The sequence below is a fragment of the Mycobacterium sp. AMU20-3851 genome, from assembly GCF_043974665.1.
Lineage (GTDB): Bacteria > Actinomycetota > Actinomycetes > Mycobacteriales > Mycobacteriaceae > Mycobacterium.
In genome coordinates this window covers 3,317,975-3,342,045 of the sequence record NZ_CP146371.1, presented here as the reverse complement: position 1 = coordinate 3,342,045, position 24,071 = coordinate 3,317,975, and the positions used below count along the sequence as shown (strand labels likewise).

Below are 24,071 nucleotides of genomic sequence, written 5' to 3'. Positions count from 1 at the left end.
CATCGCAGCCTGTCGCAGCTTGATCAGGCGGGGCAGAACGTGTCCGTCTCGGGTAGTTTGCCGCTTTCCAGGTAGCCCAGAACCGGCGGCAGCGCGCACGGCGAATAGATGCCGGCGCCGTGGCCGATGCCCTGCCAGATCACCCTCTTGCTGTTCGCACCGGCGTTGATGATGGTGGCGGCCACCGCTGCCACCCCTTCGTTGCCGACGATCGGGTCGTTCTGCACCCCGAGCAGCATCACCGGGATCTTGAGGTCCTTGGGATCCTGTGGCGCGGTACCGCTCGGCCAGCTCAGGCAGTTGACCATCCGCAACGCACCCACGGTGCCGAACTGCGGGTAGAGGCGGTCCCAGGCGACGACGAGCTCACGCACCCGGTCCGGCGTCGGCCGGTTCAGGGCGTCGCTGCACCCGTTGACGAACTGGCCGTCGGTCTGGCGGGTCTGTTCGGCCCGGCTGATCAGCTCGGACATGGCGCCGGTGTCCCCGCCGCGGGCCGACGCGATCGCACCGGCCAGCGCGTTGGTCGCCGCGACCCGGTCACCGCGCGGGAAGGCCAGCGCGGTGGTGATGGCGTCGGCGACCGCGGCCACCGAGGCGCCGTTGGGTCCGTCGCCGTTGCGGGCCGCGGTCAGCAGTGCGTCGACCGCGGCCTTGGGGTCCGGGCCGAGCGCGCAGTTGGTGGCCGCGCACTGTGCGGCGAAGGCGTCCAGCGCCGCCTGCTGTCCCTTGACCTTCTGTTCGGTTGCGCTCTCCGCGCCGACAGCCAGCGGCAGCGGGGAGTCCAGCACCAGCCGCGACACCTTGTCCGGATGCGCGCCGGCGTAGGCCAGCGCCACCTGGGCGCCGTTGCCGACTCCCCACAGCGCGAGCGTCGGGACGTCCCAGGTGCTGCGCAGGCGTTCGATGTCCTCGGCGGCGTGGGCGTTGTCGTAGGCCGAGTCGCCGGGGGCGATGGTGTCGGTGCACGTGGTGGTCGCGGTCTGCACGATCGCCCCGAGCTTGGCCACCGGGTCGTCACCCGGTTCGAACTGGGTCTGGTCGATCATCTCCTGCCGGTCGAACAGGTCGCGGCAGTCGATGTCCTCGGACAGGCCGGTGCCGCGCCGGTCCACCGCGACGATGGGGTTGGTCTTGAGGATGTCGGAACCGGCGCGGGACAGCCACACCGGCAGTTGCGCCGAGGACGGCAGATCGGTCCCGGTGGTCATCACCACCGGTCCGGCGTCGGCCGGGGTGTCGGCGGAGGTGGCCCGCACCACGCCGATGGTGATGGACCCGTTGGCGCCCTTGATCGAATCCAGGTCGGCGTCGTACGTCGCGCAGTCCAGGGTGATCCCGGACGGCACGGGCACCGCGGCGTCGGCGAACACCCGGCCGGTGCAGTCCTGCCAGGACAGGTCGTTCTTGGGGGCCTCCAGGGCCGGCGGCCCGGCGGCGACGCTGGTTTCCGGGGGCGCGCCCTGCGGTCCGGCGCCGGCGTCGGTGGCGAACCGCGGGTTGGCGGCCAGCAGCGGGGCGCACGAGGTCAGCAGCAGCGTGACCGACGACAAGGCCAGCGTCTGGCCCCAACGAACTCGCATGCCGACCACAGTAGCGATCAACCGTGCTGTTCCCTGCGGCTGTAGCGCGTGTACAGGTAGCCGTCATCGTCGCTGAGGACGTGGCGGCGCTGCAGCCGGGTGATCAGCTCACCGTGCCCGCCGGAGATCCGGGTGGATCCGCCGCCGACGATGGTCGGTGCGATCGTCAGGCACAGATCATCGAGCAGGTCCGCGGCGATGAATGCGCCGAGCAGACTGGGCCCGCCCTCGGTGAGCACCCGGGTCAGCCCCCGGCCGGCCAGCGTCCGCAACAACACGATCAGATCGACGCTTCCGGTGTCGGCCGAGGAGCAGTCGTACACCTCGGCGATGCCGGCGAACCGGGACCGCGCATCGGCAGCCGCATCGTGGGTGGTCAGCAGCAGCGGCGGCACCTCGGTCTGGCCGAACACCGGCAGGTCGTGGTCGAGATCCGCCGAGCGGGTGACGATGGCGATCGGCGGTACCTCGTCCTGCCCGCGGGCGTGCCGGTGCTGGCGCTGGGCCACTCCCAACTGGGCGCCCGAATAGGTCTCGACGCGCACCGTGCCGGCACCGACCACCACCACGTCGGCCAGCTCCCGCATCAACCGGAACACGGCCCGATCCCCGGGCCCGCCGAGCGCGCCGGAGCGCCCCTCGGCGGTCGCGGCGCCGTCCAGACTGGTGATGAAATTGGCCCGCACCCAGCAGCCGTCCAGCTTCTCGGGATACGCGTAGAGCTGCTCGAGCTCACCGTCACCGGCGGTCCAGACCGGTCCGAGTGCTGTGAGTTCCGTCCCAGCGGCGCTATCCGGCATGGGGATCATTGCAGCACGTCGATAGGGTGCACGACATGCAAAGTGCGGGTGAGGTCGCGGGTCTGACGGACCGGCACCCAAAAGTGACCCCCGAACGGTTGGTCGCCCAGTTGGTGCCACCGCCGACGTTCGCCGACGTCAGTTTCGACAGCTACCGGCCCGATCCGGCGGAGCCGTCGCAGGCCGCGGCCGTCGGGCACTGCCGGAAATTCTGCGAGCAGGCCGCCGAGCGTCGGGCCGGTAAGAAGAAGCTGTTCGGCAAGCGCGAGGTCCTGCCGGGTGTGGGCGTCTACCTCGACGGCGGGTTCGGTGTCGGTAAGACCCACCTGCTGGCGTCGACGTACTACACCCTGTCCGGCGGGGATGCCAAGACCGCGTTCGCGACGTTCGGTGAGCTGACCCAGCTGGCCGGCGTGTTCGGGTTCACCGAGTGCATCGATCTGCTGGCCGAGTACACGGTGCTGTGCATCGACGAATTCGAGCTCGACGATCCGGGCAACACCACGTTGATCTCCCGGCTGCTCTCGGCGCTGGTGGAGCGGGGCGTGTCCATCGCGGCCACCTCGAACACGCTGCCCGAGCAACTCGGTGAGGGCCGGTTCGCCGCACAGGATTTCCTGCGCGAGATCAACACGCTGTCGGCGATCTTCACCACCATCCGGATCGAGGGCCCCGACTACCGGCACCGCGGCTTGCCGCCCGCGCCCGAGCCGTTGACCGACGAGCAGGTCCGTACCGCGGCCGCCGCGAAACCCGGTGCCACACTGGATGATTTCGACGCGCTCTGCGCGCACCTGGCAACGATGCACCCGTCGCGCTATCACGCGCTGATCGATGACGTCACCGAGGTGTTCATCACCGGGGTGCACCCGATCGACGATCAGAGCGTGGCGCTGCGCCTGGTGGCCCTGACCGACCGGCTGTATGACGCGGGTATCCCGGTGCTGGCCTCGGGTACCAAGCTGGACACCATCTTCAGCGACGAGATGGTCGCCGGCGGATTCCGCAAGAAGTACCTGCGTGCGACCTCACGGTTGCTGGCCCTGACGGCCGCCGCGCAGAGCAGCTAGCCGGGGCGCACCATCACGTAGTCGTTCTCGATGCCGGCGCCGACCCGAAAGGTCTTGGTGCCGCCGACCTGGAACCCGAACTTGGCGTAGAAGCGCTGTGCGCGTTCATTGCTCTGGTTCACGCCCAGCCACACGCAGGCCGCGCCGGACTGCGTGCCGCGTGTCAGTGCCTCGGTCATCAGGGCGGCGGACACGCCGGTGCCGTGCACATCGGGCAGTGCGTACATCTTGGAGATTTCCAGGGCCGGACGCTGCGGCACCGCCTGCTGCACATCCGCGTCGTCGGGCACACCGTGAATCAGCATGGCGTAGCCCAGGATTCGGTCCTCGTCGCGAGCGACCAGAATGATCCGGGCCGGGTCGGCGAGGTAGTCGGCGAACTTCTCGGCCGACAGGTTCTCCGCGATGAAAGCGGCCGCATCGGCATCGGTGACGCTGGGCGGGCAGGCCAGCGGGAAGGTGGCTGCGGCGACGGCGGCGAGTTCGGTCAGATCGTCGCGGCCGGGTTCCTCGATGCGCACCCGGTCAGGGTAGCGGGGTGCCCGGCTGCCAGATGTTCCACTGCGCCAAGTGAGTTCCGGTCTGCGGATTGATCATCACCACGTTGGTGACCAGTGCGCGGTAGACGTCCCAGTAGACGCCGCCGGTGACGGTCGATCCGGGGGGCGCGTTGAGCAGCACCTTCTCCAACGCATCGGGCGCGTCGGTGTGCTTGGAGGAGTAGGCGTCCGCGTAGGGGGTCACGCCGTTGAAGGTGGTGGACAGCGCCAGCTTGTACGGATTGGGTGCGGAGATGACGTGCACCGTCACATTGGCGCGCCACGGGCTGCCCTGCGCGCGCCAGCGCGGGGATCCGTTCCAGCCCCAGCCCGGCGGCACCGGGGCGGGCAGGACGTCGTGCACGGTGACGTCGGCGACGAAGTCCCCGAACTCCACCCGCAACGTCTCACCGAGGTTGCCGATCGGGGTGACCGCTGCCGCGGACGGCGGCGCGATGCCGATCGCGACCGCGGCCGTCAGGCTCGTCAGGAGAACGGCGAACCAGGACCGCGTCTTTGCCAATCGCATGCATCGCATGATGGCACATGGTTACCCGATCCAGGGTCCCTGTCCGCCGATCGACTCGATGCGGATCCGGGTGAGGTAGCCCTCCGGGGCGTCCTTGGGCGGGAAGAACTCGTCGGTACCGAGCAGCGCGGTGGCCAGGTCCTTGAGCAGGGCGGGTGCACCGCCCTCCACGATGCGGGCGGTGCCGGTGACCGAGAGGTACTGGCGCTGCTGTCCGGGACGGCTGGGCGCGAGAACGGTCGCGGTGACCCGCGGATCGCGCCGGATGTTGCGCACCTTGCGGTAGGAGTCGGACAGGTGCGCCGCGACGAGTTCGTCGCCGTCGGGTGTGGACTGCAGCGCGACCCAGACCACCGAAGCCTGCGGGCTGCCGTCGGCGTTGACGGTGACCAGGGTGGCGTCGGCCCCGGCGCCGATGAGCTCGCGCGCTGCCTCGTTGAGTTCCATGCGGTGTTCTACAGCTGGGGGTCCGGATTCATTCCCGTGATGGAGGCGAGCATCTCGATGAGCGAGGCGGTGACGCGTTCCTTGTCGATGCCCAATCCGTGCAGCGGACCGTTCCCGTCTTCGGACTCCAGCAGTGCCAGCAGGATGTGTTCGGTGCCGATGTAATTGTGGCCCAGTCGGAGTGCCTCGCGGAAGGTCAGCTCCAGGACCTTCTTGGCGGGCCCGTTGAAGGGCACCAGGTCCAGTTCTTGGCCGGTCGAGGGCGGCAACGTGATGGCCGCACGGACCTGGTCGGGTTCGGCGCCGTGGGCTCGCAGCAGGGCGATGGCCAGCGAGTCGGTGTCGCCGAGCAGGCCCAGGATCAGGTGCTCGGGGGCGATCTCGGTGTTACGGGCGTCGCGGGCCGCGGTCTGCGCGGCAACCACGGCGGTGCGGGCGCGCGGGGTGAACCGGGCGAAGCCCTCGTTCGGGTCGATGCCGGCGGCATCTGCCTTGGGGACGAAGCGTTTCTGGGCGGCCTGTTTGGTGACGCCCATGCTGTTGCCGATATCGGTCCACGAGGCGCCGGAGCGACGGGCCTGGTCGACGAAGTGGCCGATCAGGTGGTCGGCGACCTCGCCGAGGTGTTCGGCCGCCAGTACGGCGTCGGTGAGTTGGTCCAGGGCGTCGGTGTGTACGGACTTGATTGCGCGGATCAGGGTGTCCAGGCTGACGGAATCGGTCATGCGTCAACCGTAAGTTGACTTCAGCGGTTCGTCAACCCTGGGTTGACTTGGGGTAGCCGCGCCGGACCGTCCGATCGAGGATGCCCAGCGTGGCCCGCAGCGCGGTTTCCGGAATGACCGGGAAGATGCCGGCCGCCCGCCATTTCTCGCCGATGGTCGACCAGTCGTAGAACGAGGTCACCACCGTGCCGTCGGCGGTCGGTTCCAGCCGGTAGCCGTAGACGTGGCCGATCTGCGGATCGATGTTTCCCAGGATCGTCCAGGCGATCAGGCGGTCCTGTTCGTACTCGGTGATATCGACCGTCACGTCGTAGCGGCCCATCGGAAAGTCGTTCAGCGCTTCACGATCCATGTGCACGACGAAGCGGTCGCCGACCTTGCGGGCCGGCTCGCCGGTGGCGGCCTGCAACATCCCGGAGGCGTCGATGGCCACGTGTCCTTGCGGGTCGCTCAGCACCGCGAAGATGTCGGCCGCGGGCGCGGAGATGGTGCGCTGCACTTCGATGCGCTCGGTCATGACACGGGCTCCTCAGGTGGCGGCGGGTGCGGGCTTGCGGGCGATCAGATACCCCTGCGGTGTCGATTCAACACCGTCGCCGTCGGGTCCGCGGAGGAGTTGCGCGTGGACCGGTAGTCCGGCGTCTTCGAGCAGTTCTGCCACCGCCGATGGGTGGCGCCGGTAGAACATCAGATCGACAGATTCGCCGAACGCCTCGGTCAGGTGGCGGGGCCGGTCGCCGACCTGGAACGCCAGCAGGGCGACTCCGCCGGGGACGAGCACCCGGTGGAACTCGGCGAAGACGGCCGGCAGCACATCGTCGGGAATGTGGATCACCGAATACCAGGCGCAGAGCCCGCCGATGCGGGCGTCGGGCAGGCCGAGATCCGTCATCGATCCGACCGTGAAGCCGATGTCGGGGTGTAGGCGGCGCGCTTCGGCAATCATGTTCGGCGACAGGTCGATTCCCGACACGTCGACGCCGTGGTCGCGAAGGACCGCGGTTGCCACCCCGGTTCCGCAGCCGACGTCGATCACCCGGTGATGTCGGGGCACCAGCTCGGTGAATGCCTTCAGCATCGCGTGATCGAGCGGTTTCGCGTCCAGGTGGTGCTGGAATGCGCTGACGTAGCCGCGCGCGGTGCGGTCGTAACCGTCGCGGGTGCGGTCCAGAAACGAGGTTTCAGACATCGCCGTCAGGCTACTGTCGCAGGTATGCGTATCGCGGTGCTGATCATCGGAATCGTCGTCGCCTTGTTCGGGACGTTGTTCGCACTGCAGGGGTTCGGCGCGGTCGGCGGCAGCCCGATGAGCAACACCACGACCTGGTCCGTGCTCGGCCCGATCATCGCGCTGATCGGCATCGGCATCGCCGGCTACGCGTGGCGGTCGAAGACCTAGCTTTTTGACTCATCGCGGACCCGGTGTAACGTGGCCGGCGTGAACATCCGCGTGTGCGCCGGCTATTGGCGCTTTATCGAGGCTCCGGGCGGAGCCGATAAAGCGCAGCACTAAGCGACGCATCCACCCGGAGCCCAGGCAGTGACCCTCGCGGTCGCTGCCTTTCGTCATTAAAGGGCGCCCGGGAATGTTGGCTCAGGTGCCCACCACCAGGAAGGTACCTCCCATGAATCTGGCGCAGACCGCCACCGCACCCGCGACGTCGGACCGTCGGATACGCAGCTTCAGCGAGATCCCCAGCCCGCACGATGTGCTCACCGAGTTCCCGCTGGGAGCGCGCCGGGCCGAGCGTGTCGCGCGCGACCGCGACGAGATTGCCGACATCCTGGCCGGCCGCGATGACCGCCTGCTGGTGGTCGTCGGACCGTGCTCGGTGCACGACCCGGCCGCGGCGCTGGATTACGCCAGCCGGCTGGTCAAGGTCGCCGATGAGCTCGGTGACCGGCTCAAGATCGTGATGCGGGTCTACTTCGAGAAGCCGCGCACCACCATCGGCTGGAAGGGCCTGATCAACGATCCGGGCATGGATGGCACCTTCGATGTCGCGCGGGGGCTGCGGACCGCGCGGCAACTGCTGCTCGACATCATCGACATCGGTCTGCCGGTCGGCTGCGAGTTCCTCGAGCCCACCAGCCCGCAGTACATCGCCGACGCGGTCGCCTGGGGCGCCATCGGCGCCCGGACCACCGAGTCCCAGGTGCACCGCCAGCTGGCGTCGGGCCTGTCGATGCCGGTCGGTTTCAAGAACGGCACCGACGGCAACATCCAGGTCGCGGTGGACGGCGTCAAGGCCGCTGCCGCCCAGCACGTCTTCTTCGGCATGGACGATATGGGCCGCGGCGCCCTGGTGACCACCGAAGGCAACGAGGACTGCCACGTGATCCTGCGCGGCGGCACCGCCGGGCCCAACTGCGACGCCGAGACCGTGCGGGTCACCGCGGACAAACTGGTCGCCGCCGGATTGCCGGGCCGCGTCGTGATCGACTGCAGCCACGCCAATTCCGGCAAGGACCACGTCCGGCAGGCCGGGGTGGCGGCCGAGGTGGCCCAGCTGGTCCGCGACGGGCTGCCGGTCAGCGGCGTCATGCTGGAGAGCTTCCTGGTCGCCGGAGCCCAGGCGCCCGAGGCGCGTCCGCTCACCTACGGTCAGTCCGTCACCGACAAGTGCATGGATTGGGCGGCAACTGATCTGGTGTTGCGCGAGCTTGCCACCCGCTGACCGGCGGGGCCACCGCCGTCAGCCGAACTCGATCAGGGTGTACGCGCCGCGGTGCTGCTTGACCCGCTTCCACTGCCAGAACGCGGGGAACAGCTTGGCGAACAACAACCCGCGGCCCTTCGGGATGGGCAGGTCGTGCACCGCGCGGATCCCGGGCACGGTGTTCACCAGATCGGCGAGTTCGGCGGCGGACAGGCTGAACGGCATCGGCGGCACCCGGTAGCGGCGCGATGAGCGCATCCCGTTCTTACGGGTCAGCTTCTTCACGATCACCGGGGGCAGGTCGAACATCATCTGTCCGCCCGGAAAACGCCTGGCGCACTCGGTGATCAGGCCCAGCGCCTCGTCGGGTTGCAGGTACATCAGCAGGCCCTCGGCGGTGACGAAAACTCCGTTGCCGGTGTCCACCCGGTCCATCCAGCTGTAGTCCAGCGCGGACTGGGCCAGATTGGTGATCCGGTCCGAGGGCGGCAGCAGCTGTTCGCGCAGCGCGATGATCGGTTCGAAATCGACGGTCAGCCAACGGAAATCGGCGTCCGGTAGCGCGTGGCTGAGCCGCCAGAAGCTGGTCTGTAAGCCCTCTGCCAGGGCGACCACGGTCGCCGACGGATGGGTGGACAGGTACTCCGTGGCCGCTCGGTCGAAGCCCAGTGCGCGCAGCGCCATCTCCTGGCCCTTGCGGCCGAACTTGGCGAAGTCGAAGTCGATGGCGTCGACCAGTCGGATCGCCATCGGATCGTCGATTACGGGCTTGGGATGGCGGGCCTGATGCGCTCGGGCGTTGAGCGTCAGCAACGCGGTCTCCGAGACCCCCGTCAGATTGCCGGCGCCGGCTTTGGCGTTGTCTGCGTCGTGCACTTTTCCAACCTACCCGCCAGGCCGGAGTTCCCCGTTCCGGTCTTGCCCGGAGCTCGCAGTCTCTAGGCTGCGGACGTGCGCGGCAAACTCGCGGTACTGGTCGGGGTCGTGGTCTGTGTCCTCGCGGCCGCACCGCCGGCCCCCGCTCAGCCCGCCGTGGCGATGCTCGATTTCGGGGGACTGCAGCGCACCTACGACGTGCACGTGCCGCCCGGTCCGCCGACCGGTCTGGTGGTCAATCTGCACGCCGGCGCTCAGACCGGCGCGCAGCACGCAGCGTTGACCCACTACGACGCGGTCGCCGACGCCCACGGTTACGTCGTGGTGTACCCCGACGGTATCGACTACAGCTGGGCCGACGGGCGCGGCGCCTCGGTGCCGGACCGCACCGGCGTGGACGATGTGGGATTCATTGTCGCCCTTGTGGATCAGCTGACCGCCCAGTATGGGATCGACCCGGGCCGGGTATTCGCCACCGGGCTGTCGGCGGGCGGTTTCATGGCCAACCGGCTGGCCTGCGAGCGTGCCGACAGGTTCGCCGCCATCGCGCCGATCGGAGCGACCCTGGGGGATCACGTGGATTGCCATCCTTCGCGGCCGGTGTCGGTGCTGGCCTCGCACGGCACGGTGGACCCGATCGTGCCCTTCAACGGTGGTCCGATGGTGGGGCGTGGCGGCCCGAGCACCATCCTGGCGGCCTACGCGGTGGTGGACCGGTGGCGTGAACTCAACGGGTGTGCGGCCGACCCGGTGATCGAGAGAATCCCGGGCAACGGCGATGGCACCAGCGCCGAGCGGGTGGCTTACGAGTGCGCCGAGGGCGCCGAGGTGGTGTTCATGCGAGTCGACGGTGGTGGGCACACCTGGCCGGGTGCGCCGGAGATTCTGCCGGCGAGTGCGGTGGGGCCGGCCACCCGGGCGTTCGACGCGTCAGAGGCCTCGGCGCAGTTCTTCGACGCGCACGCGCGGTAGTGGGCGGGTTTCCCCTCCCCATCATTCGAACATATGATCGAACGGTGGGTGAGCTGCAGGGCCTGGGGCATGGCGGGCAGCCCGTGCGCGAGGTGTTCCGGCGGGTCGATCCGCCGCGCCCCGTGCTGGTGGATCTCGCCGCGCTGTTCCCGCGCCAACCGCACTGCCGGTGGGGCCGCTACCACCCGTCCGGACTGCAGATGCACAAGGTGGTGGAGGGGGAGTTGACCTGCTGGGGGCTCTGCGAGCAGGGCGCCTGGTGGGGCCTGGTCACCTATCCGATCGCGTTCGGCGGGTCGGAAAAGTCGGTGACGCACTGGATCCCGGCATGGATGCTGACGGTGCGGTAGTTCCGGTTCGGCCCGGCGCCATGTGTTTTACGGATACCGGTTCAAATCGCATCGATGGCACCGGGATTGACCTGGCGGGTGAAAGAAGACAGCTGGGGCGGGTGCAGCGGTGACTATGCGAACACGCCGGGAGTGCACGTGTACATATATGTCGTCTTCCGCGGACCCATACCCGACGGTGCATGGCCGCAGGCGCTGGCGGTGGTGCAGGGAGGCGCGGCCCAGTTGGGTGCCACCGAGCTGGCCAAGACGGTTGACCGGCCCGGGGACCGAGACGTGATCTTCTCCGGAAACGACGGCATCACAGTGGAATTCGGTACGAAGGCCGCAGGTGTGTTGTCCGCGAAGTCGGATTGCCGGTTGCGCCGTGCAGACATGGCGGTGAACAGTCCGTAAGCCACCCGGGGCGATTCCGCCGACGGCGTGCCGTGACCGGCAAAGATTATGGTGCGCGATACTGGGATTGAACCAGTGACCTCTTCCGTGTCAGGGAAGCGCTCTCCCGCTGAGCTAATCGCGCCGGGTCGAAACTGTTGGAGGTGGAGACGGGAATCGAACCCGTGTGCACGGCTTTGCAGGCCGTTGCCTCACCACTCGGCCACTCCACCGTAGGGTTGATGCCCACTGAACCTTCGAGCGGATGACGGGATTCGAACCCGCGACCCTCACCTTGGCAAGGTGATGCGCTACCAACTGCGCTACATCCGCGTGCCTCGGGTGAGATCGTCACCCGGTGCGGAAAGGAACATTAGTCCACCGGTGCGAAGAACTACAAATCACCTGGAACATCGCGGCAAGCGGACTCAAAACAGCTGGTAAACCTCTCGTGCGAGCGAGAAGCCGTGACCAGAGTTGCGGTCGAGACAGGTGATACTCGTCTCAGCGCTGTCACATTTCAGACTTCCGCGGACCATCGATCGGCCGTACGCGAGCACTTCGGTGCGCCCCAGGGTGGTGTCCCCGGCGCAAACGAACTCCGCCGGTTCGCCGGCCTGCAGCATGACGCCCTGACCGTAATCAAGATCACAGTCGGCCGGCTTCGGCGGCGACGCCCAGGCCCGCTCGTCGATATCGCAGCGCACGTACCCGACGTCCATCACGCAACCGACGTTGCCGCTCGGCGAGGAGAAGTCCACGAACTCGTCGGCGCCGGCCGGTGCGGCGCACCACCCGGCGGCCAGTCCTGCCGCCGCGGCAACCGTCGCCGCCCGGCCCATCACGGGGTCACCCGCAGCACCATCCGGTAGCGGGCGCGGCCGCTGTCCATGGCCGCGTAGGCCTCCGCGGCCTGGGCAAGCGGCAGTTCCTGCACGCGTGCCCGCACCCCGGACTGCACCGCGAACTTCATGGTGTCCTCGACGTCGCGCGCCGTGCCCGACGGGTGACCGGTCACGCTCACGCCGGGAGTGATCAACTGCAGCGGGCTGATCGGCAGCGGATCGGGCGTCACGCCCACCACGATCAGCTCACCGCGCGGCAGCAGCCCGCCCACGGTGTCGGCCATCGCCTGCGAATTGGCGGCGGTCGCCAGCACCACCGAGACACCGCCGAGTGCCTGCAACGCCACGCCGACATCGCCGGCTGTCGAGTCGACGTAGTGGTGCGCGCCGAGATCCAGTGCGTCCTGCGCCTTGTCTGCGCCGCGGGCGATGGCGACGGTCTCGAATCCCATCGCCCGGGCGAACTGCACCCCGAGATGTCCCAGCCCGCCGATGCCCAGCACCGCCACCCGGTCACCCGGCTTGGCCCGGGTCTCGCGCAGCCCGTGGAACACCGTGACGCCCGCGCAACTCATCGGGGCGGCCTCGACAAAGGACAGCTCGTCGGGAATGCGGGCCAGGGCGTTGGCCGGCACGGTCACCGACTCTGCGTATCCGCCCGGGTAGTGCCAGCTCGGGATCTGCCCGTTGGCGCAGTGGATGAAATCGCCCCGGCGGCACGGCACACAGTGTCCGCAGTGCCCGCCGAACCAACCGACGGCCACCCGGTCGCCCACCGCGTACTCCTGCACACCCTCGCCGATTTCGGCGATGGTTCCGGCGATTTCGTGCCCGGGGGTCAGCGGCCAACTGAGCCCGGGGAACGCACCGTTGACGAAGGCGTGGTCGGTGCCGCACACGCCGCACGCCGCTACGGCGATGCGGACGTGGTCGCGGCCCGGTGGTGCGGTGTCGACTTCGGCGAGCTCCAGGGTGGCGCCTGCCGAGGCGACCTGAACTGCGTGATGACGTGCCATATTCATCCTCGGGGTCGATGCTGGGGTGATGTCTCCTGTCTACTCGCGTAGGGGGTCGACGGCAGCGGAGTTGGCGCAGATTGCGGGCAACGTGACCAGGCGATTCCAGCTGCCCGGTAGCGGCGTGCTAGTCTTCCTCCTCGTTCCCCGGTCTCGTAGCTCAGGGGGAGAGCGTCCGCCTCACACGCGGAAGGTCACTGGTTCGATCCCAGTCGGGACCACAAAGAAAAAGCCGCCCAATCGGGCGGCTTTTCTCGTTTCAGCCGGCGGCCCACTCCTTGGCCCTGTCCAGCTCGTCGAGCCCGAACACCGCCAACTCGCCGGGCACCATCCACCCCAGCGCGTGCATGGTGTGGTGGACCCACTCCTTGTCGGAGACCACCGCGATCCGCTTGAACGCCGAGTGATGCGCCAGCAGCGTGCCGAAGCCCATCTTCAGATCTGCTGCCAGCCCGCCCGGGCCGAAGCCCTGGTAGTCCGGCGCGATGATCTCGACGATCCGGATCTCACCGGACTGTCCGAGTTTTTCCATCGTCGGCTCGAAGGCGCGGAAATCCTCGCCGCTGATCCGGCCGGAGGCGCGGATGCCGGTCACCCCGGCCGGCATGTCGGTCAGTACCTCGATCATCACCAGTCTCCTTCGAACCGGTCAGTGCGCGGGCCCGGTGCGCGCTGGCATCGCGGCCACCAATGGAGTGTCTACCCCGACCCGTCCGAGGCCATGCGCACCGCCCGGCGATCCCAGCGGCTCGTCCCGGCCCGGCAACACCGTCAGGAAGAATGCCGCGTTGTCGGCCAGATGTGCCGCCTCTTCTTCGGGCAGATCCGTCTCGTATTCGATGGCGTCGAGGCGGCAGGCGATTCTGCAGGCACCGCAGTCCACGCATTCGTCCGGATTGATGTAGAGCGTGCGCTCACCTTCGTAGATGCAGTCCGCGGGGCATTCCGCCACGCAGGACTTGTCCATCACGTCAACGCAGGCCGAGGTGATCACGTAGGTCATGATGTGACCGTACGAAACCGAAGTCGATCCGCGCCCGGGTCGAAAGCCACCAGCGGGAGGGACTTTGGTCCTTCGCTAGGACAGGAACCGGGCGGTGTAGCCGGCGAACCGCGCCCGCACCGCATCCGGGTCCAGCCCGAACATCTCCGGTGAGGTGGCGACCCGGCCCAGCCGTCCGCGCCGGTGCCCGGTGAGGTAGTCGACGATCGCGCCGCGCGCGGGCTCGTCGAACGGTTCACCGGCCAGCGCATACAACCCCTCGGCGGTGCCCAGTTCGTCGGCCAGGAAGTCGTCGAACCGGATGTCCACCGACCGCTCCGGTGCGATGACGTGGCGGTCGCGCACACACCCCTCGAGCAACTGCCCCAACCGGTCCACCCACCGGTTGGCGATGCCGGACACGTCGACGGTGTCGCGGTGCATCCGCTCGCTGTAGGCGATCATCGCGATCATCGACAACGCCACCGGCACCGGATCGCGATGGGTGAACGCCACCACGACACCGGGAAACACCTTGTCGAGCACCGGAAGCTGGCCGAGGTGCTGCGGGGATTTGAGCACCCAGCGCCGGCCGCCGCGCAGGAACTGCAGCGCCTTGAGCTGAAGCGCAAGGTACTCGTATGAGGACGTCTGGTCCCGGGACCAGTAGAACTCGCTCCAGCGCGGGACGTCGGCGAGGGTGTCCATCAGCATGGTGGAGAAGTCGTTGGCCAGCAGCTGGATCTCTTCGTGGGCGTGCTCGGTGGTCATCTCGTGCATCAACGCGAAATGCGGCATCAGGATGTTCATCACCTGCACGGCGACATCCATCCGCCCGATCCGCGGATCCGGGTGCAGGCCCACTTCGGCGGGCAGCGGGAACGGTTCGACCGACTCCCAGTAGGGCAGGCTGCGGAAGGTCGGTGCCGCGGCCAGCAGATTGTGCAGATGCGTGGTGCCGGACCGGGGGAGACCGGCGATCACCACCGGCGGCAGCAGCTCGACGTCATGGATCTCGGGATGCTGTTTGAGCAGGTCGGTCAGCAGCAGCCGGTTCTTCAGCCACTGCACCAGCTGGCTGTGGAAGTTGACGATTCCCGGACCGTGCATGTCGATCGCGCGCAGTTCGGCGACATAGAGCTCGAGGCGCTCGCGGTAGTCCTCGGCGCCGAAATCGTCCAGCCCGGTGTCGGACCGGGCGCGATCGTGCAGCACGTCTGCGTCGAGCGGGAAGTCGGCGGCGACGGCGGCCATCATCTCCCGGATCGCTTGGGCTTCCGTGCTGTACCGGGGTGTGGACAGGTCGTCGAGGTGCACGACATCTGCTGTGGTATCGGTCACGCCAGTTATGTTACTGTGAGTTTCGTAATGGCGAAGGAAATTGGGCGACCTCGCAATCGGGGCATCGACGAGGCGGTGCTGCGCGCGACCGTCGAGTTGCTCGGGCAGACCCCCTACGCCGAGTTGTCCGTCGAGGCCATCGCCGCGCGCGCCGGTACCTCCAAGCCAGCCATCTACCGGCGCTGGCCGAGCAAGGCCGCGCTGGTGCACGAGGCCGCCTTCCCGCTCGACAGCACCACCGAATTGGTCTTCACCGGAACGCTTCTCGGTGACATCGCGGCGATGGTGAGGCGCACCGTCGCGGTGTTCAGCACACCGGCGGCCCGGGCCGCGCTGCCCGGGCTGGTCGGTGAGATGGCCGCAAACCCGGCATTGCACACCGCCCTGCTGCAGCGGTTCTCCGGCATCCTCGAGCACGGACTCGGCGACTACCTTGCGGCCGCGGTCCGACGCGGTGAGGTGCGGGCCGGGGTCACCGCCGCCGAACTCGCCGAATCCGTCGCCGGCATCACGTTTCTCGCGCTGCTGACCCGCGGAGTCCCCGACGACGCGTGGATCGACCGCACCGCCATACTCATCACGAAAGGAATCAGCGCATGACGCACGAATCCCGTACGGCCTGGCGGGAGTTGCTCGATACCCTGCGCGACCTGGACCGCTCATTCCTGGAGGGGGACAAGGCCGTCACCGACGACCGTCATGTCGCCGACGGCTACCGGATGCTGGCGACCACCCTCGGCGTCGCGCTGGACACCTACCTGTTCGCCGACCCGAGCCGGCCGCAATGGCTGGAGGTCAACTCACCCTGGCGGCCCGACCGGCGCTGGGGCGGGGACAACACCGACGCCATCTACTACATGTGCCCGGTCGACCCCACCCGTCGTTACCGGATCAGCGGCAATCGCGGTGACAGCGTGTACTTCTCGGTCACCGCCTACAACGAGCCGGCCCCTGGGTCCTGGTCGGACCGCATCGTGGCGCTGCTGCGCGACGACGATCTGGAATTCGACGCCGACGGGAACTTCTCCTTCGACTTCGGTCCGACACCGGATGCCGCCGTCCTGATGACCCGCGACTACCAGGCCGACCCGCACGTCGGCCGGCCGGTGAGCTGGCACATCGATGCGCTCGACGAGCCCGAACCGTTCCGGCACGGCGACGAGGAAACCGCGGCGGCGCTGCGGGCGAGCGCGGCCTGGCTGCGCACCATGTTCGCCATCGTGCCGCTGGCGGTCGGGGTACGCAACGACGACGCCCACAACCTCGGCCACGAAACCAACATGGGCGCCAACGATTTCGCCGCCCCGTACCAGGTGCCCGACTTCAACTTCGGCTGGTCGGCCCGGGATGCCTGCTACTCCTACGGCAGCTTCGACCTCGCCGAGGACGAGGCGCTGGTGATCACGCACCGGCCACCGGCATGCCGATTCTGGAATCTGGTGGTGTGGAACCAGTTCATGGCCGTACCCGGTGTCCGGGACGCCCGCAGCTCGGTCAACGGGCACACCGCGGTGCCCAACAGCGACGGTTCGGTGACCGTGGTGCTGTCCCGCGGCATGACCAAGCACCCCAATTCGCTGACCACGCTGGACTATCCGCGCGGCAACCTGGCGTTCCGCTGGTTTCTCGCCGACCGGGTGCCCGACCAGCCGCAGGTGCGGCTGGTCAAGGTCACCGACGCTCCGGAGGAGGTGCAGTGACGGATTTCCGCTCGGACACCGACGCCAGGCCCAGATGCTCACGCAGCGTGCGGCCTTCGTAGTCGGTGCGGAACACCCCGCGCTCCTGCAGTAGCGGCACCACCGTGTCGACGAACGGGTCCAGCCCCGCCGGCGTGACGTGCGGCACCAGAATGAAGCCGTCGCTGGCGTCGGCCTGCACCAGCGTGTTGATCTGCTCGGCCACCGTCGCCGGCGAACCGATGAAGTTCTGCCGCCCGGTGACCTCGACGATGAGCTCCCGGGTGCTCAGCCCCTCGGCTTCGGCCTTGGCCCGCCACTCGTCGGCCACCGCAACCGGATCGCGGTGCATCCGCACGCTGGCCCGCCCGCGGGCAATGGTGTTCTCCCCGACGACCGGATCCACCGAGGGCAGCGGTCCGTCCGGATCGTGGTCGGACAGATCGCGATTCCACAGCTGTTCCAGGAACTTGATCGCGGTGGCGGGGGAGACCTGGGCCAACCGGACCTGGTGTGCGATATCGGCGGCCTCGGCGTCGGTGTCGCCGAGCACGAACGTCGCGGCGGGCAGGATGAGCAGATCCTCGGGCCGGCGGCCGTACCTGTCCAACCGGCCCTTCACATCCCGGTAGAACGCCTGCCCCTCCGCCAGGGTGCCGTGCCGGGAGAAGATGGCATCGGCGGCGCGGGCGGCGAACTCGCGGCCGTGATCGGAGTCCCCGGCCTGGAAGATGACCGGCCGGCCCTGCGGGCTACGTGGCACGTCGAATCGTCCGGAGATGTCGAAATGCTCGTCCCGGTAGGAGAACTCGCCGGGCCGTCCGGTACGCAGGAACTCCCCGGACTCCTTGTCGGCGACGATCTCGTCGCCGTGCCACGAGTCGAACAGGGTGTGCGCGGCGGCCAGGAAGCTCTCCGCCCTGCTGTAGCGCTGGTCCTCGGCGAGGAAGCCGCCGCGACGGAAGTTCTCTCCGGTGAACGCATCCCAGGAGGTGACCACGTTCCAGGCGGCGCGGCCGGCGGACAGATGATCCAGCGTCGCGAACTGTCGCGCCACCTCATAGGGTTCGTTGAAGGTGGAATTGATGGTGCCGGTGAGGCCGAGTCGCTCGGTGACCGCGGCCAGCGCGGCGAGCACCGTGAAGGTGTCCGGGCGGCCGACCACGTCCAGGTCGTAGATCTGGCCGCCCTGCTCGCGCAGCCGCAGCCCCTCGGCCAGGAACAGGAAGTCGAACTTGCCCCGCTCGGCGGTCTGTGCGAAGTGTACGAACGAGCTGAAATCGATGTGGCTGCCCGAGTCCGGGTCGCTCCACACCGTGGTGTTGTTGACCCCGGGGAAGTGTGCGGCGAGGTGAATCTGCTTGGTCATGCGCTCACATATCGGTTGGCCGGGCGGGACAGGCCGAACAGTCCGCACAGCGTGGAATCTCGATAACCGGTGCGGAACACACCGCGCCGTTGCAGTTCTGGGACCAGGCCGTCGGTGACGCCCAGCAAGTCGTGCGGGACGGTGGCCGGCCGCAGCCGGAAGCCGTCCGCACCGGCGGCCTGCCAGTGCGTCAGCAGATCGGCGAGGTCGGCCGGGGTGCCGACGAAAACCTCGGCGTCGCTGATGTATTCGCGACCGAGCAGGGAATCCAGTTGGGCGCGGTGCGCGGCGGCGGCGGCCGGGGTGTCGCCGAGGAAGACGACCAGGTCGACCAGTATCTGCACGCGCGGAGCGCCGGCCGGGCGCAGCGCGGCGATGGAGCCGCTGATCGTCGTGATGTCGTGTTCGCTGTGCGGGGTGACGAACCCGAGGTCCGCACCCGCGGCGATCAGCCGGTACGCCGGATCACCGTGGCCCAGCGCCGCGACCAGCGGCTGACCCTGCGGCGGCCGCGGGGTGATGGACGGGCCCTTCACCGAGAACCAGCGTCCCTCGAAGTCGATGTAGTGCAGCTTGTCCCGGTCGATGAACCGGCCGGTGGCCGCGTCGCGGATCTCGGCATCGTCCTCCCAGCTGTCCCACAGCCGGCGCAGCACCTCGACGTAGTCGGCGGCCTCGGCCATGGTGTCCTCGGCGACGGTGCGGCCGAAATGCCCCGCCGATTCCGGGTTCGCGGACACCTGCACCCGCACTCCGGCCCGCCCGCTGCTCACGTAGTCCAGCGTCGCGATGGCCTTGGACAGGTGGAAGGGTTCGGTGTGGGTGGTGATCGCGGTGGGGATCAGCCCGATGTGCCGGGTGCGCGGCGCCACCCGGGCGGCGACCTGCACGGCATCCAGCCGGCCGCGGACCCGGTCGGTGCGGGCGTCGGCGCGCCACGGGTGGTCGGACTGCAGCGCCAGCCCGTCCTCGATGGTGACGAAGTCCAGCAGGCCCCGCTCCGCCGTCACCGCCAGGTCGGTCCAGTAGTCGGCCGTCAGCAGGTCTTCGGGCCGGGCGTCGGACTGCCGCCACGATGACGGGTGCCATCCGGTGCCGTCCAGCGCGACGCCGAGGTGGAGCGGGGGAGCAGCCAACGAGATCTCCTCACAGGGTGGTCCATCCAGTCTGCCGGTTCGACGAGACTGTTCAAGGGATTCGTGCACGCTGATTCAGGAACACGCACCGGAGGTTTACGCCAGCCCAGCCAGTGCTGTTTCCGGGTCGTAACCACGGAAGCCGTCAATTGTGCCGTCGCGTAGGCGGTTAACCCATGACGGGTCGGCCAGTAGTGCACGCCCTAGGGCCGCGATATCGAACTCACCGGCACTGAACTGGGCGACCAGCCAATCGGCCGACTCGGGCTCGATCAGCTGGCCCGGCTTCTCGCTGCGGAACTGCGTCTGCAAGCCGACAGAACCGACTGCGATGACCGGTGCACCGGTCACCTTCTTGGTCCAGCCCGCCAGGCTCAATGCACTGTCGGAGTCGGGGAAGGCGGGTACGTAATGTCTGCGTGTCGATGGGTGGAAGATATCCACACCGGCGGTGACGAGCGGGGCCAGCAACGCGGCGAGTTCGGTGGCATCGGTGGCGATAGAGGCAGCGTAATCGGTGCCCTTCCACTGCGAGAACCGGAAGATGATCGGGTATTCCGGACCGACCGCAGCCCGTACCCCGGCCACCACCTCCGCGGGGAAGCGGGTTCGCGCTGCCAGCGAACCGCCGTAGTCATCGGTGCGCAGATTCGTTCTCTCCCAGAGGAACTCGTCGAGCAGATAACCGTGCGCACCATGAAGCTCGACCGCGTCGAAGCCGATATCGCGGGCCGTGGCCGCCGCCCGGGCGAAGTGCTCGACCACCTGGCTCAGCTCATCGCGTTGCAGTGCGCGGCCTTTCGGGTTGCCGTGACCGTCTACACCGGACGGACTGACCGGCACCACTCCGTCGGCATCCTCGCGCTCGGCACCCTGATGCCACAGTTGCGCAGCGATCGTGGCGCCCTCCCGGTGTACTGCCTCGACGACCCGCGTCCAGCCGGCCAGAACACTCTCGCCCGCGATGGTCGGAATCGACGCCGGATAGCCGGCGGTGGGGTCGGCCAGCCTGACTCCCTCGGTGATGATCAGGCCGACGCCGCCGGCGGCGCGCCTACGGTAGTACTCCGCCACGTCCACGCCGGGCACCCCATCGGGGGAGGCCTGCCGGGTCATCGGCGCCATCGCGAAGCGGTTGGGCACCGTGAGCGAACGCACGGTCAACGGTCGGAAGAGATCTTCGATGGACACGGATCAATACAACCCGAAGGCCGGTCGGAAAAGTCCCTGACCGGGTAGCGGTGCCCCGCTCGTGCGTATCGGCCCACAACAATGTCGGACAGCAGGTGTACCGTCGTCATTGTGTTCGAAAGTTTGTTCGATATCGATCCCGACGCCTCTGAGGAAGAGCTCCGGGTCCTGGTCGAGCGCTGTGAACAGTTGAAGTCCACGGCTGCGGCGGTGCAGGCCCGGGCGACCGCGTTATGGGCCGAGAAGCGAGCTTGCTCCGAACGCGAGCGTGGAGTCTCTCGAGCGCGGCGTGGGAAGGGCTTGGCCACCGAGATCGCATTGGCCCGTCATGACGCGCCGGTCAAAGGCCACACCCATCTCGGGGTGGCCAACGCATTGGTGCATGAGATGCCGCACACCCTGGCCGCGTTGCATTCCGGCGTGCTGTCTGAGTATCGGGCCACCGTGATCGTGCGGGAGTCGGCCTGCCTGAGTGTGGAGCACCGCCGTGAGTTGGACGCAGAATTATGCGCCGAGCCGTCGCGGTTGGTCGGATGGGGCAATAGCCGAGTCGAAGCCGAAGCCAAGAAGATCACCGCCCGCCTGGACGCCGCCGCGGTGGTGGAGCGCAACAACAAAGCCGCCGGCAGTCGCTGTGTCACGACCCGGCCAGCACCCAACGGCATGGTCTATGTGACCTTCCTGATGCCACTGTCGCAGGGTATCGGCATGTACGCCGCACTCAAGCGGGGTGCCGATCTGACTGGCGACGGACGTTCCCGAGGCCAGGTGATGACCGACATCGCTTACGAACGCGTCACCGGCCGATCCGTTGCCCAGCCTGTTCCAGTGGCGCTGAGCTTGGTGATGTCCGACATCACCCTCTTCGGCGGCGATGACTGCCCCGGCGCGATCGCCGGGTACGGGCCGGTTCCCGCGCAGATCGTTCGGCACCTGCTCGACGCAGCAATTGCCGACGAGAACGCCAAGACCACCCTGCGCCGGTTGTACCGGCATCCAGCTAGCGGGCAGTTGGTGGCGATGGAATCTCGGGCCCGGACCTTTCCGAAAGGCCTCGCGAGATTCATCGGCCTGCGCGACCAAACATGTCGTACCCCGTACTGCAACGCCCCGATCCGCCACCGCGACCACGCCACACCGGACCGTGACGGTGGAAAAACCAGCGCCAGCAACGGACTCGGGCTCTGCGAAGCATGCAATTACGCCAAAGAAGCCGATGGTTGGACGGTCACCACCAGCGACCGGGACGGGGTTCACACCGCGCGGTTTGTCACGCCCACCCACGCGAGGTACTACTCGATCGCTCCGCCGGCGCCAGGTACACCCATCACCCGGCGCAGTATCACCGAAGACCAGTTCAGCATCGACCTGGCCACCTTCAGGGCTGCCTAGCTAGCCGCGGCCTCAGTGTGCCAGGAGCAGGATGAGCTGCAACTGCAGCTCGCCGCACAGAAAGCCGAGGGCGGAGCCGAGCACCACGATGATCCACTCGTCGTCCTTGAACGCCGGCCGCAACAGATTCTCGTACGAGGCCGAATCCAGTTCGTCCATCTTGGAGACCATCACGTTCTCCAGGTCGAGCCGGCTGGCCGCGTATTCCTCGATGTAGGAGGAGGTCTCCGGCAGCTTCTCGATGATCGAGTTCGCGATCTGGACCTTCATCTCCTGGTACTGGCGGCCGCCCAGGACATTGATCACCCGTCCCGCGAAGCCCATCTGGTCGTCGATGGTGCGGCCGATCTCGGTCTGGATGATGTCGAAGAACTTGTCCGACATGGGGCCGGTGAGCAGGCTCTCCATGATGGCCTTCGGGGTGAAGATCTCGCGCGCCATCAATGCGGCGTACCCGCGGATGACCTCTTTGCGGTGCGCCTGGAAGACGCCCTGCCATTTGATGCCGAGGAAGACGTTCTTGCGCTCCAGCGGGCGGAAGATCATCTGCAGCGCCACCCAGTCGGTGAGACCGCCGGTGATCAACCCGAACAGCGGCAGCGCCAGATGCCAGCCGGTGACACCGAAGACCAGCATCTGGACCAGGCCGATGACGAACCCGAAGTACAGGCCGGACTTGATCAGGAACTTGAAGGCCGGCCGGCCGATGTCCTGGAAGACCGCGTTCAGGGTGTGCTTGTCGCGGACCAGGTTGGTCACGACCATGTGCTTGATGTCGAAGATCTGGTCGACCTGGCCGCGGAACTCCTCGAACATGCCGCGCGCGGCGCCCGGGATACGGCCCTCGACGTTGCTGATGATCAGGTTCTTGACTTGATCCGGAGTGGCCCGCCACACCTGCGGCTGGAACGCCATCATGATGGTGTCGACGAGTTCCTCGGACGCCTCACGCAATGGCTCGCCGAGTTCCTTGACCAGTTCGTCCGGGTCGATCTTGTCGAACAGTTCCTCAGGTTTGAGAATGCCCGAGGTCAACGAATCGACCGCCACCGCAGCCATTTTCGGCGCCCGCTTGGGGATCTGCCCCTGCCAGCCCAGATAGGGCTTGATGCCCCTGAACTCGACGGGCTGGAACATCATCTTCAGCGCGAGGATCTTGGTGATCCAGCCGACGAAGGCCGCCCCGAACGGGATGGTGATGTAGACCCACAGCGGGTAGGAGAACGCGTTCTCCCAGAACTCGCTCACTTGGCCGCCTCCCACAATTCTTGACCGAGGTCACTGATGCGTACCGTGCGCCGGATGACCCGGGCCGCCCGCACACCGCGGCGTGCGGTCGCCAGCGCGACGTTCACCGCCGAGTCGGTCAGCAACATCTCGTACTCGTCGTACATGGATGAGGCCTCCGGTCCGATCCGGACCAGGCCCAGTCGCAGCATCCTGGTCAGATACAGCGGTGTGTAGCGGGGCAGGGAAACTCCGGCCGACCGGCCCACCGTGGAGGCGTTCCTGAGCGCGTAGACGGTCGCCGCGCCGGTGCCCGGTTCGGCGACGTGGATCACGGGATAGGCCGAACCATCGGACAGCGCGGCCAGGATGCGTGCCTCGTCCGGGACCAGTGATCCCAACAGATCCAGGTACAGGGCGTCGCGGCTCTTGTCGGGACTCGAGTACATCGACCGGTCCAGCAGGGTGCGCAGCAGCTGATTCGGCGATGCGGCAGGTTCATCCTCGTCAGAGGTCACCGCCGGCGGCGGGTCCAGATCGGTCAGGTGCTTGCGCAGCACCCGCACCACGGCGCGCTCGGCGTCGGCCAGCAGGGGCAGGACGTCCGCGGCCAGCGGCGCCCGTTTGGCGACGCCGCCGAGGAGGGTCAGCCCCCCGCCGATCAAACCCTCCAGATCCACGCGGCCCCTCGGTGTTACGACAGCAACTCTGGGTAGCACCCTAGTGGTCGGGGACGGCGGGCCCGCAATATTCCCCCGCAAACGGCCGCGTGTGCGCATTGCGCACGGGTTTTCTCACTATCGTCCGCCGAACGACGGACAGTGCTGCGGCGGACGGACATCGTTCCAGCAACGTCACGCCAGCAGCCGGCAAACTGATGATCCGTTGCCTGGCCAACGGCGCAGACGCGGGGCGTCGTTGCCCCGGCGTCTGCGCGGCTGTGGTGAATCGCCGGGCTGAACCCCTC

The 24,071-nt window shown here is 67.9% G+C and carries 28 protein-coding genes and 4 tRNA genes; 10 read left to right on the top strand and 22 right to left on the bottom strand.

Annotated elements, in window-relative coordinates:
- Window positions 1–23 precede the first annotated feature (23 nt).
- Window positions 24–1,583, bottom strand: coding sequence for an alpha/beta hydrolase (locus V4U86_RS15960; RefSeq protein WP_395306942.1), 1,560 nt, complete (start codon window positions 1,581–1,583; stop codon window positions 24–26).
- 17 nt (window positions 1,584–1,600) lie between these two features.
- On the bottom strand, window positions 1,601–2,383 hold the full coding sequence (locus tag V4U86_RS15955; protein WP_395306941.1) for a pyrimidine reductase family protein: 783 nt from the start codon (window positions 2,381–2,383) through the stop codon (window positions 1,601–1,603).
- 35 nt (window positions 2,384–2,418) lie between these two features.
- Here V4U86_RS15955 and zapE point away from each other — a divergent pair, with 35 nt between their 5' ends.
- On the top strand, window positions 2,419–3,453 hold the full coding sequence (gene zapE, locus V4U86_RS15950) for a cell division protein ZapE (protein WP_395306940.1): 1,035 nt from the start codon (window positions 2,419–2,421) through the stop codon (window positions 3,451–3,453).
- Here the strand turns inward: zapE and V4U86_RS15945 are convergent.
- Genes V4U86_RS15945 through V4U86_RS15920 form a run of 6 tightly spaced genes read right to left on the bottom strand, consistent with a single transcriptional unit; the run spans window position 3,450 to window position 6,882 of the window.
- A complete protein-coding gene (locus tag V4U86_RS15945) occupies window positions 3,450–3,974 on the bottom strand; it encodes a GNAT family N-acetyltransferase (protein WP_395306939.1) in 525 nt (174 codons plus the stop codon). The genes zapE and V4U86_RS15945 overlap by 4 nt on opposite strands.
- A 4-nt stretch (window positions 3,975–3,978) precedes the next feature.
- Window positions 3,979–4,521, bottom strand: coding sequence for a hypothetical protein (locus tag V4U86_RS15940; RefSeq protein ID WP_395306938.1), 543 nt, complete (start codon window positions 4,519–4,521; stop codon window positions 3,979–3,981).
- 21 nt (window positions 4,522–4,542) lie between these two features.
- Window positions 4,543–4,968: a PPOX class F420-dependent oxidoreductase gene (locus V4U86_RS15935; RefSeq protein ID WP_395306937.1), complete on the bottom strand. Its 426-nt coding sequence runs from the start codon at window positions 4,966–4,968 to the stop codon at window positions 4,543–4,545.
- A gap of 8 nt (window positions 4,969–4,976) precedes the next feature.
- Window positions 4,977–5,693: a Clp protease N-terminal domain-containing protein gene (locus V4U86_RS15930; protein WP_395306936.1), complete on the bottom strand. Its 717-nt coding sequence runs from the start codon at window positions 5,691–5,693 to the stop codon at window positions 4,977–4,979.
- Between the two features lie 31 nt (window positions 5,694–5,724).
- A complete protein-coding gene (locus tag V4U86_RS15925) occupies window positions 5,725–6,210 on the bottom strand; it encodes an SRPBCC family protein (protein ID WP_395306935.1) in 486 nt (161 codons plus the stop codon).
- Window positions 6,211–6,222: 12 nt separating this feature from the next.
- The gene (locus tag V4U86_RS15920; protein ID WP_395306934.1) at window positions 6,223–6,882 is read right to left on the bottom strand and encodes a class I SAM-dependent DNA methyltransferase; all 660 of its coding nucleotides are present in this window, start codon (window positions 6,880–6,882) and stop codon (window positions 6,223–6,225) included.
- Between the two features lie 24 nt (window positions 6,883–6,906).
- Between V4U86_RS15920 and V4U86_RS15915 the strand changes: the two genes are divergently transcribed.
- Together V4U86_RS15915 and V4U86_RS15910 are read left to right on the top strand one after the other, a co-directional pair.
- Window positions 6,907–7,092, top strand: coding sequence for a hypothetical protein (locus V4U86_RS15915; protein ID WP_395306933.1), 186 nt, complete (start codon window positions 6,907–6,909; stop codon window positions 7,090–7,092).
- 226 nt (window positions 7,093–7,318) lie between these two features.
- The gene (locus V4U86_RS15910) at window positions 7,319–8,371 is read left to right on the top strand and encodes a 3-deoxy-7-phosphoheptulonate synthase (RefSeq protein WP_395306932.1); all 1,053 of its coding nucleotides are present in this window, start codon (window positions 7,319–7,321) and stop codon (window positions 8,369–8,371) included.
- An 18-nt stretch (window positions 8,372–8,389) separates the two neighbouring features.
- Here V4U86_RS15910 and V4U86_RS15905 read toward each other — a convergent pair whose 3' ends face one another.
- On the bottom strand, window positions 8,390–9,229 hold the full coding sequence (locus V4U86_RS15905; RefSeq protein ID WP_395306931.1) for a class I SAM-dependent methyltransferase: 840 nt from the start codon (window positions 9,227–9,229) through the stop codon (window positions 8,390–8,392).
- Between the two features lie 75 nt (window positions 9,230–9,304).
- On the opposite strand from V4U86_RS15905, the gene V4U86_RS15900 reads away from it, so the two are divergent.
- The 3 genes from V4U86_RS15900 to V4U86_RS15890 are packed head-to-tail and all read left to right on the top strand — an operon-like array spanning window position 9,305 to window position 10,947.
- Entirely contained in the window at window positions 9,305–10,201 is an 897-nt protein-coding gene (locus V4U86_RS15900; RefSeq protein ID WP_395306930.1) for an extracellular catalytic domain type 1 short-chain-length polyhydroxyalkanoate depolymerase, read from the top strand.
- A gap of 44 nt (window positions 10,202–10,245) precedes the next feature.
- The gene (locus V4U86_RS15895) at window positions 10,246–10,551 is read left to right on the top strand and encodes a hypothetical protein (protein ID WP_395306929.1); all 306 of its coding nucleotides are present in this window, start codon (window positions 10,246–10,248) and stop codon (window positions 10,549–10,551) included.
- A 54-nt stretch (window positions 10,552–10,605) separates the two neighbouring features.
- Window positions 10,606–10,947, top strand: coding sequence for an LppA family lipoprotein (locus tag V4U86_RS15890; protein WP_395306928.1), 342 nt, complete (start codon window positions 10,606–10,608; stop codon window positions 10,945–10,947).
- A 49-nt stretch (window positions 10,948–10,996) separates the two neighbouring features.
- On the opposite strand, the gene V4U86_RS15885 is transcribed toward V4U86_RS15890, so the two are convergent.
- The 5 genes from V4U86_RS15885 to V4U86_RS15865 all read right to left on the bottom strand — a co-directional run bounded on the left by V4U86_RS15885 (window position 10,997) and on the right by V4U86_RS15865 (window position 12,787).
- Window positions 10,997–11,071, bottom strand: a tRNA-Val gene (locus V4U86_RS15885).
- A gap of 14 nt (window positions 11,072–11,085) precedes the next feature.
- A tRNA-Cys gene (locus V4U86_RS15880) sits at window positions 11,086–11,159 on the bottom strand.
- Between the two features lie 27 nt (window positions 11,160–11,186).
- A tRNA-Gly gene (locus V4U86_RS15875) sits at window positions 11,187–11,259 on the bottom strand.
- A gap of 95 nt (window positions 11,260–11,354) precedes the next feature.
- The gene (locus tag V4U86_RS15870; RefSeq protein WP_395312069.1) at window positions 11,355–11,768 is read right to left on the bottom strand and encodes a DUF6636 domain-containing protein; all 414 of its coding nucleotides are present in this window, start codon (window positions 11,766–11,768) and stop codon (window positions 11,355–11,357) included.
- Entirely contained in the window at window positions 11,768–12,787 is a 1,020-nt protein-coding gene (locus V4U86_RS15865) for an alcohol dehydrogenase catalytic domain-containing protein (protein WP_395306927.1), read from the bottom strand. The genes V4U86_RS15870 and V4U86_RS15865 overlap by 1 nt, the downstream gene beginning before the upstream one ends.
- 149 nt (window positions 12,788–12,936) lie before the next feature.
- Between V4U86_RS15865 and V4U86_RS15860 the strand changes: the two genes are divergently transcribed.
- Window positions 12,937–13,008: transfer RNA gene (locus V4U86_RS15860), tRNA-Val, on the top strand.
- A gap of 38 nt (window positions 13,009–13,046) precedes the next feature.
- Here the strand turns inward: V4U86_RS15860 and V4U86_RS15855 are convergent.
- The 3 genes from V4U86_RS15855 to V4U86_RS15845 all read right to left on the bottom strand — a co-directional run bounded on the left by V4U86_RS15855 (window position 13,047) and on the right by V4U86_RS15845 (window position 15,026).
- Window positions 13,047–13,415: an STAS/SEC14 domain-containing protein gene (locus V4U86_RS15855; protein ID WP_395306926.1), complete on the bottom strand. Its 369-nt coding sequence runs from the start codon at window positions 13,413–13,415 to the stop codon at window positions 13,047–13,049.
- 21 nt (window positions 13,416–13,436) lie between these two features.
- Entirely contained in the window at window positions 13,437–13,790 is a 354-nt protein-coding gene (gene fdxA / locus V4U86_RS15850) for a ferredoxin (RefSeq protein ID WP_395306925.1), read from the bottom strand.
- Window positions 13,791–13,865: 75 nt separating this feature from the next.
- Window positions 13,866–15,026: a sulfotransferase family protein gene (locus V4U86_RS15845; RefSeq protein WP_395312068.1), complete on the bottom strand. Its 1,161-nt coding sequence runs from the start codon at window positions 15,024–15,026 to the stop codon at window positions 13,866–13,868.
- A 111-nt stretch (window positions 15,027–15,137) separates the two neighbouring features.
- On the opposite strand from V4U86_RS15845, the gene V4U86_RS15840 reads away from it, so the two are divergent.
- Both V4U86_RS15840 and V4U86_RS15835 read left to right on the top strand, forming a co-directional pair.
- Window positions 15,138–15,710: a TetR/AcrR family transcriptional regulator gene (locus tag V4U86_RS15840; protein ID WP_395306924.1), complete on the top strand. Its 573-nt coding sequence runs from the start codon at window positions 15,138–15,140 to the stop codon at window positions 15,708–15,710.
- Window positions 15,707–16,810: a DUF1214 domain-containing protein gene (locus V4U86_RS15835; RefSeq protein WP_395306923.1), complete on the top strand. Its 1,104-nt coding sequence runs from the start codon at window positions 15,707–15,709 to the stop codon at window positions 16,808–16,810. The genes V4U86_RS15840 and V4U86_RS15835 overlap by 4 nt, the downstream gene beginning before the upstream one ends.
- Here the strand turns inward: V4U86_RS15835 and V4U86_RS15830 are convergent.
- The 3 genes from V4U86_RS15830 to V4U86_RS15820 all read right to left on the bottom strand — a co-directional run bounded on the left by V4U86_RS15830 (window position 16,782) and on the right by V4U86_RS15820 (window position 20,485).
- Complete coding sequence (locus V4U86_RS15830; RefSeq protein WP_395306922.1) at window positions 16,782–18,158, bottom strand: NtaA/DmoA family FMN-dependent monooxygenase; 1,377 nt, start codon at window positions 18,156–18,158, stop codon at window positions 16,782–16,784. The two genes, V4U86_RS15835 and V4U86_RS15830, sit on opposite strands and share 29 nt — an antisense overlap.
- Window positions 18,155–19,294 (bottom strand): LLM class flavin-dependent oxidoreductase, encoded by a 1,140-nt coding sequence (locus tag V4U86_RS15825; RefSeq protein ID WP_395306921.1) that lies wholly within the window; start codon window positions 19,292–19,294, stop codon window positions 18,155–18,157. The genes V4U86_RS15830 and V4U86_RS15825 overlap by 4 nt, the downstream gene beginning before the upstream one ends.
- A gap of 96 nt (window positions 19,295–19,390) precedes the next feature.
- The gene (locus tag V4U86_RS15820) at window positions 19,391–20,485 is read right to left on the bottom strand and encodes an NADH:flavin oxidoreductase (RefSeq protein WP_395306920.1); all 1,095 of its coding nucleotides are present in this window, start codon (window positions 20,483–20,485) and stop codon (window positions 19,391–19,393) included.
- A 111-nt stretch (window positions 20,486–20,596) separates the two neighbouring features.
- Here V4U86_RS15820 and V4U86_RS15815 point away from each other — a divergent pair, with 111 nt between their 5' ends.
- Window positions 20,597–21,877, top strand: a complete 1,281-nt coding sequence (locus V4U86_RS15815) for an HNH endonuclease (protein ID WP_395306919.1) — start codon at window positions 20,597–20,599, stop codon at window positions 21,875–21,877.
- Between the two features lie 12 nt (window positions 21,878–21,889).
- On the opposite strand, the gene V4U86_RS15810 is transcribed toward V4U86_RS15815, so the two are convergent.
- Both V4U86_RS15810 and V4U86_RS15805 read right to left on the bottom strand, forming a co-directional pair.
- Window positions 21,890–23,125, bottom strand: a complete 1,236-nt coding sequence (locus V4U86_RS15810) for a DUF445 domain-containing protein (protein ID WP_395306918.1) — start codon at window positions 23,123–23,125, stop codon at window positions 21,890–21,892.
- Window positions 23,122–23,784: an Abi-alpha family protein gene (locus tag V4U86_RS15805; protein WP_395306917.1), complete on the bottom strand. Its 663-nt coding sequence runs from the start codon at window positions 23,782–23,784 to the stop codon at window positions 23,122–23,124. Before V4U86_RS15805 ends, V4U86_RS15810 begins: the two co-directional genes overlap by 4 nt.
- Window positions 23,785–24,071: the final 287 nt, after the last annotated feature.

What these genes read in the sequence shown, in the direction of transcription:
- V4U86_RS15835 (WP_395306923.1), top strand. Translation starts at nt 15,707, where the DNA reads ATGACGCACGAATCCCGTACGGCCTGGCGGGAGTTGCTCGATACCCTG.
- V4U86_RS15870 (WP_395312069.1), bottom strand. Translation starts at nt 11,768, where the DNA reads ATGGGCCGGGCGGCGACGGTTGCCGCGGCGGCAGGACTGGCCGCCGGG.
- V4U86_RS15865 (WP_395306927.1), bottom strand. Translation starts at nt 12,787, where the DNA reads ATGGCACGTCATCACGCAGTTCAGGTCGCCTCGGCAGGCGCCACCCTG.
- V4U86_RS15925 (WP_395306935.1), bottom strand. Translation starts at nt 6,210, where the DNA reads ATGACCGAGCGCATCGAAGTGCAGCGCACCATCTCCGCGCCCGCGGCC.
- V4U86_RS15845 (WP_395312068.1), bottom strand. Translation starts at nt 15,026, where the DNA reads ATGATGGCCGCCGTCGCCGCCGACTTCCCGCTCGACGCAGACGTGCTG.
- V4U86_RS15930 (WP_395306936.1), bottom strand. Translation starts at nt 5,693, where the DNA reads ATGACCGATTCCGTCAGCCTGGACACCCTGATCCGCGCAATCAAGTCC.
- V4U86_RS15830 (WP_395306922.1), bottom strand. Translation starts at nt 18,158, where the DNA reads ATGACCAAGCAGATTCACCTCGCCGCACACTTCCCCGGGGTCAACAAC.
- V4U86_RS15910 (WP_395306932.1), top strand. Translation starts at nt 7,319, where the DNA reads ATGAATCTGGCGCAGACCGCCACCGCACCCGCGACGTCGGACCGTCGG.
- V4U86_RS15940 (WP_395306938.1), bottom strand. Translation starts at nt 4,521, where the DNA reads ATGCGATTGGCAAAGACGCGGTCCTGGTTCGCCGTTCTCCTGACGAGC.
- fdxA (WP_395306925.1), bottom strand. Translation starts at nt 13,790, where the DNA reads ATGACCTACGTGATCACCTCGGCCTGCGTTGACGTGATGGACAAGTCC.
- V4U86_RS15935 (WP_395306937.1), bottom strand. Translation starts at nt 4,968, where the DNA reads ATGGAACTCAACGAGGCAGCGCGCGAGCTCATCGGCGCCGGGGCCGAC.
- V4U86_RS15955 (WP_395306941.1), bottom strand. Translation starts at nt 2,383, where the DNA reads ATGCCGGATAGCGCCGCTGGGACGGAACTCACAGCACTCGGACCGGTC.
- zapE (WP_395306940.1), top strand. Translation starts at nt 2,419, where the DNA reads ATGCAAAGTGCGGGTGAGGTCGCGGGTCTGACGGACCGGCACCCAAAA.
- V4U86_RS15915 (WP_395306933.1), top strand. Translation starts at nt 6,907, where the DNA reads ATGCGTATCGCGGTGCTGATCATCGGAATCGTCGTCGCCTTGTTCGGG.
- V4U86_RS15890 (WP_395306928.1), top strand. Translation starts at nt 10,606, where the DNA reads ATGGCACCGGGATTGACCTGGCGGGTGAAAGAAGACAGCTGGGGCGGG.
- V4U86_RS15840 (WP_395306924.1), top strand. Translation starts at nt 15,138, where the DNA reads ATGGCGAAGGAAATTGGGCGACCTCGCAATCGGGGCATCGACGAGGCG.
- V4U86_RS15855 (WP_395306926.1), bottom strand. Translation starts at nt 13,415, where the DNA reads ATGATCGAGGTACTGACCGACATGCCGGCCGGGGTGACCGGCATCCGC.
- V4U86_RS15960 (WP_395306942.1), bottom strand. Translation starts at nt 1,583, where the DNA reads ATGCGAGTTCGTTGGGGCCAGACGCTGGCCTTGTCGTCGGTCACGCTG.
- V4U86_RS15920 (WP_395306934.1), bottom strand. Translation starts at nt 6,882, where the DNA reads ATGTCTGAAACCTCGTTTCTGGACCGCACCCGCGACGGTTACGACCGC.